The 18,248-nt window shown below is 62.3% G+C and carries 13 protein-coding genes; 5 read left to right on the plus strand and 8 right to left on the minus strand.

Going from position 1 to position 18,248, the window contains the following annotated elements:
- Window positions 1-2 precede the first annotated feature (2 nt).
- The 8 genes from VGM51_03835 to VGM51_03870 form a co-directional block, all read right to left on the minus strand.
- The gene (locus tag VGM51_03835; protein HEY3412172.1) at window positions 3-830 is read right to left on the minus strand and encodes a glycosyltransferase family A protein; all 828 of its coding nucleotides are present in this window, start codon (window positions 828-830) and stop codon (window positions 3-5) included.
- Window positions 827-2,098: an HAD-IIIA family hydrolase gene (locus VGM51_03840; GenBank protein ID HEY3412173.1), complete on the minus strand. Its 1,272-nt coding sequence runs from the start codon at window positions 2,096-2,098 to the stop codon at window positions 827-829. Before VGM51_03840 ends, VGM51_03835 begins: the two co-directional genes overlap by 4 nt.
- Window positions 2,095-3,105, minus strand: a complete 1,011-nt coding sequence (locus VGM51_03845; GenBank protein ID HEY3412174.1) for a GHMP kinase — start codon at window positions 3,103-3,105, stop codon at window positions 2,095-2,097. Before VGM51_03845 ends, VGM51_03840 begins: the two co-directional genes overlap by 4 nt.
- Before the next feature lie 7 nt (window positions 3,106-3,112).
- Window positions 3,113-4,216: an NAD-dependent epimerase/dehydratase family protein gene (locus VGM51_03850; GenBank protein HEY3412175.1), complete on the minus strand. Its 1,104-nt coding sequence runs from the start codon at window positions 4,214-4,216 to the stop codon at window positions 3,113-3,115.
- Window positions 4,217-4,256: 40 nt separating this feature from the next.
- The gene (locus VGM51_03855) at window positions 4,257-4,931 is read right to left on the minus strand and encodes an EpsI family protein (protein ID HEY3412176.1); all 675 of its coding nucleotides are present in this window, start codon (window positions 4,929-4,931) and stop codon (window positions 4,257-4,259) included.
- The gene (locus tag VGM51_03860) at window positions 4,931-5,794 is read right to left on the minus strand and encodes an exosortase/archaeosortase family protein (protein HEY3412177.1); all 864 of its coding nucleotides are present in this window, start codon (window positions 5,792-5,794) and stop codon (window positions 4,931-4,933) included. The genes VGM51_03855 and VGM51_03860 overlap by 1 nt, the downstream gene beginning before the upstream one ends.
- A 178-nt stretch (window positions 5,795-5,972) precedes the next feature.
- Window positions 5,973-7,133: a VanZ family protein gene (locus tag VGM51_03865; GenBank protein HEY3412178.1), complete on the minus strand. Its 1,161-nt coding sequence runs from the start codon at window positions 7,131-7,133 to the stop codon at window positions 5,973-5,975.
- Window positions 7,134-8,324, minus strand: coding sequence for a glycosyltransferase (locus VGM51_03870; GenBank protein ID HEY3412179.1), 1,191 nt, complete (start codon window positions 8,322-8,324; stop codon window positions 7,134-7,136).
- A gap of 281 nt (window positions 8,325-8,605) precedes the next feature.
- Between VGM51_03870 and VGM51_03875 the strand changes: the two genes are divergently transcribed.
- The 5 genes from VGM51_03875 (at window position 8,606) to VGM51_03895 (ending at window position 18,247) form a co-directional block, all read left to right on the plus strand.
- Window positions 8,606-9,889, plus strand: a complete 1,284-nt coding sequence (locus VGM51_03875; protein ID HEY3412180.1) for a hypothetical protein — start codon at window positions 8,606-8,608, stop codon at window positions 9,887-9,889.
- A gap of 533 nt (window positions 9,890-10,422) precedes the next feature.
- Window positions 10,423-14,925 (plus strand): putative Ig domain-containing protein, encoded by a 4,503-nt coding sequence (locus VGM51_03880; protein ID HEY3412181.1) that lies wholly within the window; start codon window positions 10,423-10,425, stop codon window positions 14,923-14,925.
- 153 nt (window positions 14,926-15,078) lie between these two features.
- On the plus strand, window positions 15,079-16,788 hold the full coding sequence (locus VGM51_03885) for an AMP-binding protein (GenBank protein ID HEY3412182.1): 1,710 nt from the start codon (window positions 15,079-15,081) through the stop codon (window positions 16,786-16,788).
- A gap of 32 nt (window positions 16,789-16,820) precedes the next feature.
- On the plus strand, window positions 16,821-17,069 hold the full coding sequence (locus VGM51_03890) for a phosphopantetheine-binding protein (protein HEY3412183.1): 249 nt from the start codon (window positions 16,821-16,823) through the stop codon (window positions 17,067-17,069).
- A gap of 41 nt (window positions 17,070-17,110) precedes the next feature.
- Entirely contained in the window at window positions 17,111-18,247 is a 1,137-nt protein-coding gene (locus VGM51_03895; GenBank protein HEY3412184.1) for a hypothetical protein, read from the plus strand.
- The last annotated feature ends 1 nt before the right edge of the window (window position 18,248 follow it).

Consider the following 18,248-nt stretch of genomic DNA (forward strand, 5'->3'; position numbering starts at 1 on the left):
CTCTATCCGAAAAGCTTGCGTTTGGCTCGCGCCACCGTGGTGTGTATGGCGCTGTGCAGGCCGGGCGGCAGGAACGCATACCAATACTGGAGATAGTTGATGACGATGGCCCGCGAGTAGCCGGGGTACTTGTCGTGATAGCGCTTGGTGAGCATCAGTGACGTTCTCAGGTGCGGCTTCATGTGCACGATGGAGGTGTTCTGTGAACCCATCGTGTAGAAGCTCAGGTATTCCGGGAAGTTATAGAGTTTGCCGAGCAGGCCCAGCTTCATCCAGAAATCGCGGTCGCCGGAGTAGCGGATGGATTGGTCGTACCAGCCCGCACGCTCGCCGGCCTCGCGGCGGAACACAGTGGTGGAGTTTGCCATCGGGTTGGAAAACAGCATCGATTTGCGGATAGCCTCGTCGGTTTCCGGCTTGAGATAGCGGTACATCTCCTTGCCTTCGAGATCGACGATGATGAGGCCGCCGCCGCAGCCCACATACTCCGGATTGCGGTCGAGAAAATCGATTTGTGTGCTGAGCTTCTCGTTGATGCACCAGCGGTCATCGTCATCGATCATGGCGATGTACTCGCCGCGGCAGCGGGCGAAGCCGCGATTGTAGTTGACGCTGATGCCCTGGTTGTCGTCGTAGCGCAGATAGGCCATGCGCGGCTCGGTGGCGGCCAAACGGCGGGCCACCTCCGGCGTGTTATCCCGTGAACCGTCGTCGGGGACAATCAGTTCCCAGTCGGTAAACGTCTGGGCCTGCAACGCTGTGAGCGCGGCTTCCAGGAAGTGGGCGCGGTTGTAGGCGCCCATCAGGATGCTGACTTTCGGAGTACTCATGCGGCGGATTCCAGCAACGGCAGCATGGCTGCCAAGCTATCGAGCGTGACCGTGGGCTGCACGCGGGCCTCTTCCTCCGCGTTGTGTGAGTTGCGCAGAAAGGCGGTGCGGCAGCCGAGGGTCTGGCCGGCGCGCACGTCCCGGTCGCTGTCGCCGATCATCCAGCACTGCGCCGGATCGAGGGCGAATTCACGGGCGGCGCGCTCTAGCATTCCAGCTGCGGGCTTGCGGCAGGAGCATTGATCGGCGTCGATGTGGGGGCAGGTGTAGAAGGCATCGATGCGGCGGCCGAGTTGCACGGCGACGGTGTCATTGATGTTGTCCAGCGCTTCGGCGGTGATCAGGCCGCGGGCCACCTGCGGCTGATTGGTGACCACCAACAGGCGGTAGCCGAGCGCCTGGGCGCGGCTGAGCAGTTCCACGGCGCCGGGCAGCAGTTCCACCTGATCCGGACGCGTGAGATACTCGCCCCGGGCCAGAGCGCCAATCAGTGTGCCGTCCCGATCCAGCAGCAGCGCCTTGTTTGTTTTGGGGCGTGCGTCCTGCCAGCGCGCATACCAATCCTTGGCAAACTCGTATTTCTCTGGAGTGCCGATATCGAGAATCTCCAGATCTTCGGGCAGGCCGTAGACGGCGGCACCCTCCGAGACCAAGCGCGGCAGCACTTCCCGGTCGAGACTGACCGGGCGGCCGGCGGGGATCTCGTCCAGGATGCGGCGCGAGATCACGTCCAGGCCGGTATTCAGGTAGAGACCTTCGCGAAACTCGGTGATGCCGTGAGGGCGTCCGTGCCAGCGATGAATGCGGCCGGTGGCCGGGTCGATCTCGGCCAGGTCCCCATTCTGAGGCAGGTCGGAGCGTTTCAGCGTGACCGTGGCCAGCGCGCCGGTTTCGTTGTGGCGGTGCACCAGGGCGGAAAAGTCGTAGTTGTGGAGTTGATCGCCGTAGACCAGAAGAAACTGCTCGTCCAGAAGGTGGGCGGCGTGGCGCAGGGCGCCGGCGGTATCCAGCAGGCCGGCGCTCTCGTCGCTGTATAGGATCTCGACGCCGAGGCGGGCACCGTCGCCGAAGTGGCGGATGATCTGTTCGCCTTTGTAGTGCACGCTGATGACAAAGCGGCCCACACCCTGGTCTTTCATCTGCCGGATGAGATGCTCCAGCAGCGGAAGGCCGCTCGGGGTGAGCGGGGCCATCACCTTTGGCATATGGTCCGTGAGTGGACGCAGGCGGGTGCCGAGGCCGGCCGCCAGAAGAAACGCTTGCATCATGCGAGGATGTCTCCGTTGTAAACGACGGAAGCCCCGCCTGTGACCAGCGAGATATGGATTTCGCAGGAGTCCGTCAGCTCCAGCTTAGCGGCCTGTTCCTTCACCGCCTGGCGGATTTCGTCGTGCCGTTCGGCCGGGGCCAGGAACAGAACGCAGCCGCCGCCGCCGGCGCCCAGGAGCTTGCCGCCCCAGGCTCCGGCACCCAGGCCGGCGTTGTAGATGTGATCGATAACGCTGCTGGAGATCATGCCGGAGAGCTGGCGCTTACGCATCCAGTTTTCGTGTAGCAAGTTGCCCATGCCCTCCACGTCGCCGCAGCACAGCATGCGTTCAAAAACCTCCACGTCGGCGGCCATCTGCTTCATCACCTCAAAGTGGCCGTCCATGTGGGCGCGCTGGTTATCGAGAACTGCCGCCGCGCTGCGCGTGATACCGGTGTAAAACAGCAGCATGTGGTATTCCAGCTTGCGGCGCAGGGGTACGGTGAGCGCCACGGGTTGCACATCCACGGTGCCGTCCTGGTTGAACTGGTAGACGTGCAGCCCGCCGAAGGCGGCGGCGTACTGGTCCTGCTTGCCGATGCGCTCGCCCACGAGCTCGATCTCCAGGCGGCTGGCGAGCTCGGCCAGGTGGCCTGGTTCCAGGCTCTTGCCGAGATAGGAGTAAAGGCCGGCCAGCAGCGCGACGGAGAAGCTCGATGACGAGCCCAGGCCGGTACGCGCCGGCAGCGAGGCAAACGAGCCGATCTCAATCTTGCTGCGGATGTTGAGGTCCAACAGGGCGGCGCGGAGGCGCGTGTGCTGCAGGTCCTCGGGCCGGTCCACGGTCTCCACAACGGAGTAGCGGGCCGACACCTTCTCAATGAAGGGCGTGCGGTTGATGGCCAGAAAGACGTATTTGTCGATGGCGGTGGAGATGACGCGGCCGGGATGGCGCGTGTAAAACTCCGGCAGGTCCGTACCGCCGCCAACGAAGCTGATCCGCAAAGGGGCGCGGGCGACGATCATGAATGGCTCACTTTCTGATTCCTGCCTTGATCGCCTTCAATTGCTCCACGGGGGCCGTCTTGTCGAATCCCTCCGCCTTGTACCATTCGACGTAGGTGCGAATGGAATCATCGATGCCAAACTTGGGTTTCCAGCCGAGCGACTGGAGTTTCGACGCATCGCTGACGGCGTTGCGCGTGTCGGTGCGGCGGTAGCTGCCGAGAACGATAGGCGAGGCTGTGCCGGTGATGCGCTGTACCGCTTCGGCAAACTCCAGCACCGGAATGGCCCGGCCGCCGCTGACGTTGAAGACCTGGAAATCGGCCTTGCGGGACTTCATGACGAGCAAGTTGGCGGCCACTACGTCGTGGACATTGACGAAATCGCGGAGCTGCTGGCCGTCCTCATAAACCGTGATGGGCACGCCGGCCAGAGCCTGGCTGATGAAGATACGCAGCGCGCCGGAGTAGAGATTGCGCGGCGACTGGCGCGGCCCCTGAATGATGGAGTAGCGCATTATTTTGGTGGGGATGCCGTAAGTCTTGCCGAGGCGCAGAGCCATCATCTCGGAGGCGTATTTGGAGAGCCCGTAGCTGTTGGTGGGCTGGACGGGTTGTTCCTCGCGGAACGGCGTGAAACGGGCCTCCCCGCCATCGGGTTCGCGAACGGCCCAGCGGCCGGCCTTGAGATCGGCTTCGCGGCGAAGCTCAGGAAAGAACGTCTCGCCGGCTGCGTTCTGATAGGCGCCATCGCCGTAGACAAACTGCGAGCTGGCATAGACTACGGAGCGGACGGGGTGATTGTTTTCGGCAATGACTTCATAAAGCAGGGCGGTGGAGACGGTGTTGGTGGTGTAGAAGCGCGAGAAGTCCGGCCGCTGATCCTGATAGGCGGCCAGGTGGAAAACTGCCTTCACGCCGCGCAATGCCTTCTCCCATGTGGCCTTCTCGCGCACGTCGGCGCGGATAAGTTCATAGCCCTTGCGCTGGATGTAGCGCGGCCATTTACCGGCGTGGACTTCACCCTGGAGATTGTCAACGATGCGGACCGCGTAGCCCTTGGCGGACAGGGCGTCGGCGGTATGGGAGCCCAGGAAGCCAGCTCCTCCGGTAATCAGAACGGTTTTTGTCATAGGTGCGGAATAGGGGGCGTTACGGAATGACGGCGTTGTATCAGGCGCCGGCGCGAGGGCCAGGCAGATACTGTTTGATGACTGGGTAAACGGAACGGAGGAAGTCCAGGGCGGCTCGCTCCGCCTGAACGCCCTCTTCGTCCGATTCCTCCAAGGGCATTACGATGCGCACCATGGCTGTGTCGCTGCGCTGGTAGCGCAGCGAATCGGCCACCAGGAAAACTTTGGCCATGTACTCGCTGGCAACCGAGCGATAGGGTGTCAGATACCAGTAGTAGACCAGGCTCCTGGAGTTGCCTTTGCCGACGATGTAGCGATTGACATTGACGGGTTCGGGCGAGCCGGGCACGTCGATGTTGACGATGGAACTGGATTTCTGCACCCAGCCGTTGGCCGGCAGGCAGTGCTTGGGTGAGTGCGGGGCGACGCCGGTGCGCTGCGTGCGGAAGAACGCGATGTACAGATTGGCGGGCGCGGCATAAGCCGGATTCTGGTAGTTGCGGACCAGCGTCCCATCGGCTTTGAGTTCGTCCTGCACTTCCTTTTCCATGGGGAAATCCTGTACGCCGTGCCAGGCGCCCGCGGTTTGGGATAGGCCGTCGAGGGGGTTGAGCTGCGGCACGTATTCGGTCCTTTGCACCGAATGGTGGGCGATGATGGCGGCCAGCAGCAGCAAGGCTCCGGCGAGGAAATGGGGCCCGCGGAAGATGCCCATCAGGCGCTCTCCGGGCGTGTGGCGGTGTGCCGTCGGCGGCTAATTACATCCAGGGTTCGATGAAGAACCACCAGAGCAGTCAGTGCAACCATGAAGATAACCCAGCCTTCAAGACTATGATAAATCCCCTCCGACCACTCCCGCTTGTACTCGCTGAGGACGCCTGTGATTGTGACGCGAAAGGCGTTGGCGGCGATGGCAATAGGGATGGTGGAAGAAAACAGCGTGACGCGTATCCAGAGGCGCTTGTCGAAGGCATAGCCGTAGATCAGGGACAGGAAGGTGAGCGAGAGCAGGGAGCGGATGCCCGAACACGCCTCCACGACGCTAAGTCTCTGGCTGGGCAGTTCCAGGACGTTGCCATCCCGCAGAACAGGGATGCCGACGATACCTAACCCGATCTCCGCCACTTGTGAGGCCAGTAACTGGAGAGGGAACGTGATCTGGTTGTAGAGGATTGTGGGCCAGCGAACCATAAAGCAGAGCAGCACAAGCGGAAAGATGAGCGCCCGCAGCATGGCAGTGCCGGCGGTGAGCAGAATAATGCCGATCAGGCCGACGATAAAGGCGGTTCTGGCAAGAAAATACTCCGCCCCCAGTTCGGCCACTACCAACTGGGTAAACGCCATGAGCAGCACGATCCAACCCGTCCACGAGGGCCGGATCGGAATCTGCGCCAGCTTGTCGCGTTGGGTCCAAATCACCCAACCCACGACGAAGGGCACGAACAGGCCGTGGCCCATCTCCTCCAACCGGAACCATTCGTCCACCATCTTGAACAGTACGTTCCAGAACAGTGCGGCCAGGAGCAGAGCAAGAACGGCAGTTCTCGCCAAGACAGACGGCATCTGTTTTGCAGTCATCGACAAGGGGGGACTCCTCAGGACCTATATCTGTTCGGCTCTGGCTCAGCGGCGCAGGACGGCATCCTCAAACAACCTCGGCGAGTTGCCCCGATCCTTATCAGAGACGGAGACAAATCCGGCCTAGCCTTTCATGGGTACGCTCACAATTATTGCAAACTTCCTGATTGCCGTAACTTTAAGCGGTTGGCGGACAATGGCGGCGGGCGAAGCGGAGGTCGACCAGCCAGAGCATGGAAGCCGCCAACAGTGCGATGGCCAGGTCTGTGATGCCGGCCGTCCGGCCAGGGATCCAGCATTGCGCCGCCTCAACGGCAGTGACGGTAACGGCTGTGATTGCGAGCGAGGCGGGGCGGCCGTATCTGGTGTGCGAAAAGAGCCAGAACGCAGCGCCGTATGTCCAGGTTTTACGCAGAAAGACGCCGATACCGGGCATCCAGGCGGCGTTTAGCAGCTCGCGGAACAACACCCATCCAAAAGGCTGGGCCTCAGTGGAGAAGACGAAGGGACGAAGGCCGTCGAGCACCAGCCAGAGCAGCCAGGCCCAAGCCAGGGCGGAGTTGGTGATACGCCGGTTCTCGGGTAGCAGCGAGAAGATGCCGACCGCTGCCACGGCGCCACCCACATAGGACCAGGTAAATGTATGGCCGGGCGATGCGAGCATCAGGCCGAACACAGCGGACAGCAGAATCCAGAGCCACCAGCGAGGGAGATTGGCGCCGACGATCACGCTGAGGAGGCAGCCCGCCAACAGCCAGGGCATCGCTCCGTTGAGGCTATCGAGCGGCGCCCACGATCCGGGATGGAGAAGGGCTCTCAGCCGGGGCACCATGCCCAGGCCGAAGATGCGGTCGGGCCAGGCGAGGCCTGAAATCCATAGGGCGAGCAGCAGTACGGCGGAGGAGAATTGAAATGTGTGTTCGCGCCGCCTCTCCAGGTGATGGGCCTCGATGACCATCTGGAAGATGGCGGCCAGGGCCAGCCCGAGGGCCGTGCTGATGGTGTTGCAGACTACATCGGTTAGGCCGGGCATCCGGCCCGGCACATAGCTCTGGAGAGTCTCGACCGTGAACGAGAGCAGTGCGCCGGTAAGCAGCGGGCAACCGAGGCGCGTGAGCCGGGAGCGCCAGCCGCGCCACAGAAAGCCCGTGAATCCGATCGGTATGTAAATGACGAGATTGATTAGAACATCCCGGAGTCCGGTGCTGCTGACGGATTGGTCCCAGCCGTTGAGCAGTCGCCAGACGGCATGGCCCAAGGGCGGTCCGGAGACGAAGCTCCAGGGGAAGAGGGAGCCGGCCAGCAGAAGGACGGCGAAAGCAGCGAGGAGGATCAGCATTTAGCGCCGGCCGCCGGAGAGAGCGGTCTGGCAGACAGCTAGCGTTTCCTGCGCCACAGTGTCCCAGCCACGTTGCATGGAGGCGGAGAGGGCGTCGTCGTCCCAATTGCGGTTCAGTGTTCGCTCCAGGGCGGCAGCGAGGGCGTCCGGGTTTTGAGGCGGGGTGAGTTCGCCGCGGCTTTGGTCAACAAGGTCGGGTATCGCGCCAACGGAGCTGGCAACCACAGGCCGGCCGGATGATAGGGCTTCAATGACCACGTTGGGGCAGCCCTCGTTGAGGCTAGGCAGGCAGAAGACGTTGCAGGCGTGCATCCAGCGAGCGACCTGGCGGGGTGTGCAGGAGCCGGCAAAGTGGACAGGCAGCGCACTGCCGGACTGGGTCAGGGTAGCCTGAAGTTCGGCTTGCTGGTAACCCTCCCCGACGAAAACCAGCACGAGTTTCGGGTGGCGGGCGGCGAGCGAGATGGCGGCGGTGAGTAAGTCCTTGACGCCCTTTACGGGGATCAGATGGCCAGCAAAAAGAACAATCTTCGAGTCAGGATTGAGGCCTAGTTCGGCTCTGGCGTCGATGCGGCTGCCCGGCGTGAAGATGCTAGAGTCACAGCCATTAAGGATGACGTGAACGCTGGCGGCATTGGCGCCGAGCTCTAGAGCGCGATCTCTGAGTTCACTGCTGACTGTGAGTACGGCGGCGGCCTCGGCGAGCACGGTGCGGGTGCCGCGGGAAGAGAAGGGTTCCGGCGGTCGTAGGTCGGTGCCGCGAGAGCCGACAACGACAGGTACACCGAGTTGGCGGGCGATGAGGCAGGCTGCGTAGCCCTCTGGGTAGAGCCAATAGGCGAGGATCAAATCAGGTCGGAAGGCGCGGATGGGGCCGGTGAGGCGGCGGACGGCCAAGCGTCCATTGAAGGGGCGGGTGATGTGGGGCAGAACATAGTATTCGCAGTAGTGGGTGCGGACGCCGCCGGGTTGCCAGGCGGTATTTGCGCGGCGGTAGATGTAGCTCTTGGGCTGAAGCCAAGAGACAGGCGGATAGACGGCGAGAGGGACAAACGCTTCCACCTCGGCGAAGCGCGCCAGTTGTACGACGGTGTGATAGATCGGGATTCCGCGGTAGGGCTCGGTATCGAGCGGAAACAATGGGGTGACTACAGCGATGCGCAAGGGACGGGAGGTTGGGTCTATGGCCATCGGCAACGGTCTTACAGTAACACGTGGCCCGTTCCTGGCGGAATCGTGTACAAGCTTGAGGGCCCGGCGCCTGCCCGACGAGGAATCAGCGCGAGTTATCCTCCGGGCCGATACAATGAAAGACAGTGGATTCGTGGAGGAAAGGCAAAATCATGCGGGTGAAGGTTTTGGCTGCGGTGTGTACATCGGTATTCTTCGGCGGCGCAGTCCAGGCTCAGCTGGGAGGACCAGGCGGACTGGGGCCTGGCTTGGATCGGCTTCCTTCGAGAGATTCGGCGTCGATGACGACGAGCACGGGGCTTCATCCGTGGCTGTTGGCAAACGGCATCTACAATCACACCTTAAGCGCCAGTGCGGATACCGCCAAATACAACACGATCATCGGGACGTTGTCCGGTGGGTTGGGCGGCTTCAAGTCCTGGGAGAACAGCCAGTTGGGCGGCAGTCTCATGGCCAGCGGATCGTATTTTGACAGGGGGCCTGCGGCTACTGGCGCGCAAGCGGGGGGCTCATTCTGGCGGCAATCGTATGTCGCCGATCTGGGGTATTCGCAGCAAGTCAGCCGGAGGTTGAAGTTCATCGTTCAGCAATTGGGCGGTCTTTCAGATGGCGGTTATGGGTTAGGCTCTGGCTTTGGTGCCAACGGCGTGCCTGGCATGACGAGTTCATACGGGGCGGGCAGCACGACGGCTGGTGGTGCGTCCGGACTCGATGCATTTGGCAACCCCGCGAATAACGGATTAGTGGACAACGAGATCTTTTCGAGCCGGACGAAGTTCTATAGCGGCAGTGTGTCGATGGATTATCAGATCAGCCAGCGTCTGTATGCAAGCGGGTGGGGGCAGGCGTCAATCATCCGACGGAGTGGGAGCCTTTACGGCATGGACAACGCCGGCGGCGGGGGCAATGTGCAGTATCGGGCGACACAGATGTCCGTTCTGGGTGTCGGTGTGCAGTTGGGGACAACTCGCTACCCGGGGCAGTTCGGTGGGATTCGGAATGAGAGCATCTTTGGTGTGTTCACACAGCGGGTCACGCGGACCATGTCGTATACGATGCAGGCTGGCGTAGGGCGCGTCCGGTCTGAGTTTATCGGCGCAGTTACTCTGCCGCCGGAGGTGGCGGCGATTCTGGGAGCGGGGTCTAGCCTGCAGGTGACGGACACACAGTTTCTGTCGCCAGTCTACAATCTGTCAATCCACAAAATCTTCGAGTTGGGGACGCTGATTCTGGCGGGCGGTCGCTCCTTTAGCGCTGGGAACGGTTTCGTTCAGGCGGGAATCCGGGACACCGCCAGTATTAACTTCGGCAGAGCACTGACGCCTAAGCTGTCCGCAAACCTGGTTGCGACCTACTTCCGGATGTCGGGGCGTGTGGGCCTGCTGCAGGTAACCGAGACGGCCCAGGTGGGTGGGATGGCCAGTTACCGATTCTACCGTCACCTGAGCCTAACGGCGCAGGCAGGCACGCGCTATGTCGGAGTGACGCATGGGGCCCGGCGGTTGGATGCCTACGCGGGCGTGGGGATTGGCTGGTCGCCCGGCGACCATGCGTTCAGCTTCTAGCGGTGCAGTTCCCGGATGGGCGATGTCTGACCGGCGTCTCGTTGGGTGGCGTGGCCATCGGGACCGAGCCGATGTTCCGTTCCAAGCAGGCGGATGTTAATACGGTGGTGAGGGTCGGATTGTCGTGTGTACTGAGATGATTTGCAGTCGGCTGCGGCCCTCGGGTGGCATCTGGCTGGAGAAAACGGTCGTTGCCGCGAGCTGGCTGTGGCTGAGTAAGGGCAGCGAGTACCGAACTGCAGTGCGCGAATACCTAGTACGTAGATAGCGGTGACCGCTCGTGGGTGGGTGAATCTGCCAGTCTGGAGAGTGGATGCGGTGACCGTTGGATTTGTTGTGAGTGGGGCTCGGATGTGACGTCGATAACGGTGCTGTCGGCCCAAGCGCTTCGCCATGAGCGATGGTCCATAATGGGGCAAGGGGCCGCAATGGAGACAGAGCAACGAGTCGGACTCTCGACATCGACTGTTTCAGTTTGGGCGTAATGGGCTTGGTTCGCTTACGGGGTGACGGTGACAATGATGAAGCTCTCTTTGCTGTGTTGGATCGTGTCGGTACCACTCTTGGCGCAGACCACTTTGTACGTCCCAACGGGCCAGACGCGGTGCGTGGCGTCGGCAACGAATGCAACGCCAATCGTTATTTCAACAGCGGGCTGCGACAATACATCGCTCGCTGCGGCCACGCCCGCGCTAGTTGCGCACGGCTGGACGAATGGCACAGTCATTGTTCTGGCTGGGGTGGAAGGCAACACGGCCGCGAATGGCACTCGAGTGGCGACCAACGTGACCGAGACGACGGCGGAACTGTATGACTTGGCTGGTGCTCCAGTGGCGGGTAACGGCGAATTCCTGCGGTACACGGGTGGACAGGGCACCAGCTATCCGGAAGCGGCGGCGGGTTCGCTGGTGACGTTGAAAGATCACCCGCGCGTGTGGCTGGACGGCCCGGGGGGCGCGCTGACTTCGACGCTTTGCACCCACGGGCGCCGCGATTGCAAGGCGGTTTCGAGTAACCCGGCCTACGCTGCCATGAAAACAGCCATCGACGGGCGCGTGCTCACCGCTGACACCGCAGCGCCAAGCGAGATGCTGATTGCCCAGCTACAGAACGGAGATTTCGGGTATCTGGGCGGGGCGGCGTTGATGTACCAGTCAACCGGAAACACGGCCTACCGGGACAAGGCCATCGCCGCGCTCAACAACATCGACAAGTACGCCAAGGGTTTCGGGTGTCTCACCGAACAGATCTCCGCCTGTGGCGACTCCATCACGCTGGACTACGGCAGTAAATATATGTGGAACATCGCGCAGGCGTACTCGATTGTGCGCTCTGGGATGACCTCGGGCGAGCGCACTGTGTTTGTTAACAAGATGCTGACCGACGTGGATGATGGATGCACAAGCCGCTTCTACGCGGGCACGGGCACCGTGAACTACACGCTCTACGCCAAGACCATCACCGGCAACGGCACGCAGTGGCTGACAAACGCCGACACGACACAGCGGATAGCGACGGGTGACTCGATCGGGTGGACGGCAGGATGCACGTCGGGCTACTGCGTGGGCATGACGATGATCGTCAAGTCGGTGGAGTCCGACACTTCGTTAACCATTCAGGGCTCCCCTACTGGAGGGTTTCTCGCCACGAGTGCGACGGACGGGCCTTTCTGGATCGGCAAGCCGTGGACGACTGGGAACTGTGGGTTTGTGAATTTCATCAATTACTCCGGGTACTCTCCAATCGCAAGCGGGAAGGCGCATGGAAACTCATACCTAAGTGGCGCGGCATCTAGCTTTGGCGGGGCAACGATCTACTCCCGCGACGAGTCGAGCCGAAACGAACTCTACAACCAGAACATCACGAAGGGCCTCGGCTTTTTGGCCCTGGCAATTGCCCTGGCTGACGACGACCCTAGGGCGCAGGCTATGTTGCAGCGGCTGGTTTTCTGGTGGAAAGACTTCTGGTATCCGCTCCAGAAGCAATGGACGACGGGCGCAATGCAGATCACGGCGAAGTACTACGCCACTCGCGTTCAGCCGTTCACCGCCGACTTCGCTATCCAACTTCGAAACAGCTTCTACGAACCGAGCATGGACTTCACGGGCGGGACGTGGCTGAAAACCCCACTGTCCCTGTGGGTCTACGGCTACAGTCGGGCAGACAACCGTAGTATCCGATGGGGCGGGCCTGCGCCTGTAGCCATGACGGCTGATCACTGGAAGGGTGGCTTGGCATCGGCGTATCTCACGCCGGGGAGCGATGAATCGAAAGCATGGCTCCACATCCTGAAGAACTACACAGGGTACTACCTGCCAGCGGAGACGCAATTCGGCTACGCCAACATGCTCGGCTACCCCGACAACTACCTCTACAGCGACCCGACTGCGCCTACGGCAGACCCGAATACGACACTGCCGCTGTCCCGAAATCTAACAGTTTCCGATTCTCAGCCGAATGGCGAGGGCACTGGGCTAGTGATCTCGCGAACTGGCTGGCTGGCCGATTCCAGTATTTTCGAGATTCACGCGCTGAGTGAATTTCGGTTCTCCAGTCTGTACGGAACGAGCTACTCCGGTGATCCGGCCAGCTATAAGATTTTCAAACGACACTACCTACTGGCTGAGGACTATGGTAGGGGCATTCAGCCCACGTTTACGGCCTACGGTGCTCCGAACGAGCAGAGCAACTTCATGCGGATCGGACCGTATCTCAGCAATTCACCGTCACTACTCCAACGGGCAAACTTCAAGTCGCAGATCCAGTTCGTCAGGACTTCACGATTCTGGAACGATCCCAGCAACGCGGCCACCTACGCGATGGTGGACTATGCGGGGGCGTATCAGGCGGCCGCTCAGATCACATTCGCGCACCGGCACTTTGCGCACTTCAAGAAGTTGGGTAGAAGCGAGTACATCATTGCCGCCGACGCGGTGCGAACCAGCGGCGGGCAGCAGAAGGTGACGTACCTGCACTACCCGAATAACGGGCAGTCGGGGGTTTTCGAGAACGGGTCTACGCCGTGGCCGGCCAACGGGGCTGAAGGCAATACGGTGTTGACGGACGATTCGCTTGTGTCCAGCGGGCCGGCGTCGAGGATCCTGACCAAGGTATTGAAGCCGGGCGGCGCGACCTCGCTGCGTGTCTATACGGACAATCCGGACGGATCATACACGGGCACGGTTGATCCGGCGAAGGGGCCGCTAGGTGGGGTGGGGCAGACCTTCCGAGTATCGATCTGCGCCTCGGCTGATGGCGTCACCTGCGACGCCTCGAATCTGAAGACGAATGTGCTGGTAGCGCATCGCGTGGTGGACGGCACGACGGAGACCGCGAATCCGGTGGCGCTGCTGTCCGCGATCGACCCTAACTTCATCGGCGCACAGGTGGACGACGGAGCGAACTCCATTGTGGCCGTCTTTCCGGCGGAGGGCATCACGCTCTCGGCGGCGGCATTCACGACAACGCATTCCGACGCCGGGCAGTACCTGGTGAGCGGGCTGACCGCGGGGCTCTGGTCAATTTCCAGAGACGGGGCCGTGATTACGGCGGCCGCGAACGTGGATAGCAGCGGAACATTGTATTGGGAGGGAGGCGCAGGAGCGTATGTTCTGATTCGGACGGGCGCGGGGCCGCTGAGCGTGGCGACGGGGAGTTTGCCGCCAGCGCTGCTGAACGGTAGCTATTTCTTTCCTTTGGTGGCGCTGGGCGGGACCCCGCCCTATCAATGGAGCGTGACCTCCGGCCGCCTGCCGGATGGCGTGAGCCTGTCACCGGCAGGCCTACTCTCCGGCACGGCCACGCTGAGCGGCGACTTCGCGTTCACGGTGAGTGTGGACGACAGTGACGGGCAAAGCGTCACGAAGGATTTGATGCTGACGGTGGGGACGACGCCGCTGAGGATTCTGACGAGCGTGCTGGGCGGCGGCGTGGTGGGGCGTCCTTACCAGGCGTCCTTACTGGTTGGGGGGGGAGTGCCGCCCTACGCCTGGACCACAGTGAGCGGAACACTGTGTGGCGGACTGTCATTGGTGAGCGACGGCATAATCAGCGGTCAACCGCTGCAGGTGGAGACGTGCGCGTTTCGAGTGCGGGTGACCGACCAGGGCGGCCTGTCGGCGGAGCGTGATCTGGAGTTGAGCGTCGTGGCCGAAAATTCGCTATCTATTTTGACGACTAGCCTACCGGATGGGAAGAGCGGCAGTGACTACATGGTGCAACTGACGGGCAGTGGCGGGGTAACGCCGCTGCAGTGGTCGATCAGCGCTGGGAATTTGCCGGATGGATTGCAGTTGGACGAGGACACTGGGATCATTTCCGGAATACCCGCCTCTGCGGGTCAGTGGGCGTTCACGGCGCAGCTGACGGACAGCTCCACACCGAGCCTGCAGGTGGCACAGGACTTGAGCATTACGGTAACGCCGGACGTTCCGGAGCTGGCGTTAGTGTCGCAGGAACTGCCAGTGGTTCAGGCCGGCTCGGATTGCCGGACGGCGATTCAGGCGCTGGGCGGAGTGCCGCCGCACCAATTTCAGGCGACCCGGCAGAGTCTGCCGACGGGGATGACGCTCTCGGCGGCGGGCCTGTTAAACGGGCGGCCGGCGGCGGCGGGTGTGCCGCGATTGGAGTTGGCCGACGCGACGGAAGGGTCGCTGCTGTTGCGATATGGCGGGGCGGGGCTGCGATGGGCGGCTTTCGGGCCGGGTCTGGGGCTGACGCTGAACCGGTTGTACTATGCGCGAGTGAGTTGCGGCGGGGCGGCCGCCGCACTGGCAGCGGCTACGCGGTCGGCGGGCAGGGCGGGCACGGGTGCGGCGAAGCTGGCGGTAAAGGCTCCAGCCGGGGTAGATAAGCTGCGCGTGGATTACGGGGGCACGGCGGCGCTCGGCGCCCGGCTGGAGACGACGTGCGTGGCTGGGCGGTGCGGGGCGTCGATTCCCGCGGTTTCGGGCCAGCCGTTGTGCCACCAGAGCGCCTATCTCTCGGGCAGCCAGGTGGTGCGGGTGTCGAAGCCGGCGGTATTGCTGGCGCGATAAGACGAGCGGCGCAGGCCCGGCCGAGAAAGCGTCGAAGCCGGGCCTCCAATGCTAAAATCAAGCATTGCCGGGCGGATAAGCCTGTCTTTATGCCCACTCAGCCGGGAGTGTGGCCGTGGGTTTTGCAGGGGGATGGGGAGGTTTATGGAGGCAGTGACTTTTCGCGCTGAACTGATCAGCCGGCTGGAGAAGAACCTCCACAAGGTTCTTCTGCGGATAGTATTGTCACCGGACTTGGAGAAGCCCGTTGAGTTTACGGGCGGAATGATCCTGGAACAGGCGCGCGCCGCGGCCCGGCGTTATGCCGTGGTGGACAAGCCGGGGGTGGTGCTGTTGCTGCTGCCGCACTCCCTGGAGCTGTTTCTTCTGCATTTAGGCTTGGTGCTGGAAGGTTGGCTGCCGGCGATTCTCCCGTGGCCGACGAGCCGCATGGACCCGGCGAAGTATCAGCGCAACCTCCTGCATCAATTACGCAACCTGCCGGCGCAGCAACTGATCACGCTGCCCAGGCTGGTGAGCAATCTGGCGGCGGGCCTGCCGTTTCCGGCCACGGCATGCACGGTGCCAGGCTGCGAAGCTCTGGAGCGGGCGTACGAGATTCCGCTGCCGCTGGAGAGTGCCGGGGACGGTGTGAAGGCGGGGCTGGATACGCAGCCGCCATCTGATTCCCTGTTCCTGCAGTTTTCGGGCGGGACGACGGGCGCGCAAAAAGCGGTAGTCGTGACAGCTCCGATGATGGCATCGCAGATGGACCGGCTGCGCGATGCGTTGGGGTTCGACAGCTCCGATGGAGTAGCCTCCTGGCTGCCGATGTATCACGACATGGGGCTGATTGCGTGTCTCTGGTTTCCGCTGTGGCACGGGGCGGCGTCCACGCAGATCAGCGCCAGCGACTGGCTGCTGGCGCCGGATCTGCTGTTCTCCTACCTGGACCGTTACCAGGCGACCTATTGCTGGCTGCCGAATTTCGCGTTCTCCTATCTGGCTGGCCAGCGCGGGCGAATGAACGGGCCTTACCGGCTGGGGCACGTTCGTGGATTTGTGAACTGTTCCGAGCCAGTGAGGGCGCGTTCGATGAACGCTTTCGCCGACACATTCGCCGATTGGGGCGTGCGGCGAACGGCGCCGCAGGCATCCTACGCGATGGCGGAGAATGTCTTTGCCGTGACACAGACTCCAATGGGCGAAGAGCCACGGCAGACGCCGCGAAGTGGGCTGCGGCATGCGGCCAAGAGCTACCCGCCGCTGGCATTCGACATGCTCGACGAAACCTATGTGTCCAGCGGCGCCGTTTTGGAAAGCATGGAAGTGCGGATTCGCGGTGTGAACGGCGACGACTGCGCGGAACGCGAACCGGGCGAGATTCTAATCCGGAGCGAGGCGTTGTTTTCCGGCTATTGGGGGTCGCAGGGGTTCCTGACGTCGTCGATCTCGGCGGACGGCTGGTACTCCACGGGCGACTACGGATTTATGGAGGCCGGCCATCTTTACGTGATCGGGCGGCTGAAGGACATCGTGATCGTCGGCGGCCAGAACATCTTTCCGGAAGACGTGGAGGCTGTGGTCAACGCGTTGCCGGGCGTGTATCCGGGGCGAGTGGTGGCGTTTGGCGTGGTTGACGAAGTCAACGGAACGGAAGCGCTGGCGGTGGTGGCGGAGATGCGGGGCGAGTGGGGGGCAGCGGCGGCAAAGCGGATGGAGCGAGAGATGCAGCAGGGCATCATGGCCGCCATCGGAATCGCGCCGCGCTATACGGGAGCGGTGCCGGAGCGCTGGATTGTGAAGAGTACAGCCGGCAAGATTTCGCGACGCGACACACGCGAGCGTTTTCTGACCGAGAAGCTGCGCCGTCAGCCCCAATAGTTCGTGAACGAGATCGGAGTACGAGGTAATTCATGCTGGATGAGTCTACTATCCGTGAAGCAGCCCGGGCCGTTGTGCAGTCGATGACGGGCGCGTTGGTGGCTGACGACGAGGCGCTGATCTCATCGGGGCTGATCGACTCACTGTCGATTCTGAAGCTGATCGGGCAACTGGAAGAACGCCTGAACATCGCTATTCCGGCGGCGCAATTGCAGCCTGACGATTTTGAAAACGTGGACTGGATTGTGGACACGGTGGGGAGGGTGGGCAAGGCTCGATGAGTCCTGGGCGCGCCGCCGGCGTGTTGCTGCCGTTGACAGCCATGGCGCTGGCGGGACTGCTGTGGGCCAGGCCGTTTGCGGCAGTGAACTTCGCGCTGGACCACCTAGTAGGCGCCGCGCCGGAGTGGACGCAGGTCAAGACGCTGCTGCGCGATCCGCAGCGGCATGAGACGACATCGGGCGAACTGGCGCGGCAAAGTTACGAGACCCTGTCCCGTTTCTGGGGGCCGCAGACGGGCCGCCGGCGCGTGGTATTCGCGGGCAACTCGCAGATGATGACCATGAGCCTGGCCCCAGGGGAAGCGCGCCCCGGACCGGTGGAAAAGACCTATTTTGATACTCTGTACGACAGCCTGTCGGAAAAGGCGGGCGCTCCGCTCTGCTACCGGTTGGCGGCAGGCGGGCTGACGTACGAGGAAGTGCTTTTCAATCTGCACTATTTCCTCGGCCGTCCGGAGTTGAAGCCGGACGTGCTGGTGCTGCAGATCAACTACCAGGCATTCCGCATGGGCGGCATCCGCGAAGGGCTGACTGATCTGCTGGCCAACCCGGCGATGCACGCCGCAGCGGAGGAAGAAGCGGCATCGGGCGCGCTGTACGCCGACGAGTTCCGCTCGACGCTGGATCGTTTCGCGCAGAAGGCGGCGGAATCAGCAGGCGGGACCGGAGCCCAGGAGGGGCCGGTGGTTCTTGGCGCCCGCCTGGAGCGCCAGTTCCGCGACGCCGCCAAGCACTCCAACTTGATGGCGGCGCGCCATATCCAGAAGGAAGAGTTTCTAGATGTGCTCTACCGGCTACGGCTCTACGTTTTGCAGTTGAAGCCGAGCACGGCACGCTCGATTGCCGGTTCACGGCTGTCGCGGAACCGGAGTTGCCTGGAGCGCATTGCGACTTTGTGCCAGTCTCAGAACGTGAAGCTGGTTCTGTTTCTGGCGCCGGTGAACCCGCGGGTCCTCCTGTTCAGCTCGGAGGAAGACAAGCTCTCCTATCGCGGCTACGTCACGGAACTGGCCGAGCGCTTCCACCTGAGCCTGTATGATTTTGAAGCGGCGATTCCTGAGCAATACTGGGGCTCGTATTACAACGCGCCAGACCCACTGCACATGGGCCGCCGCGGGCATGAATTATTTGCGGCCACACTACAACCGGCCGTGGAAAAGGCGCTGAGCCTCCCGTAAC

The organism is Armatimonadota bacterium, from assembly GCA_036504095.1.
GTDB lineage: Bacteria > Armatimonadota > DTGP01 > JAKQQT01 > JAKQQT01 > DASXUL01.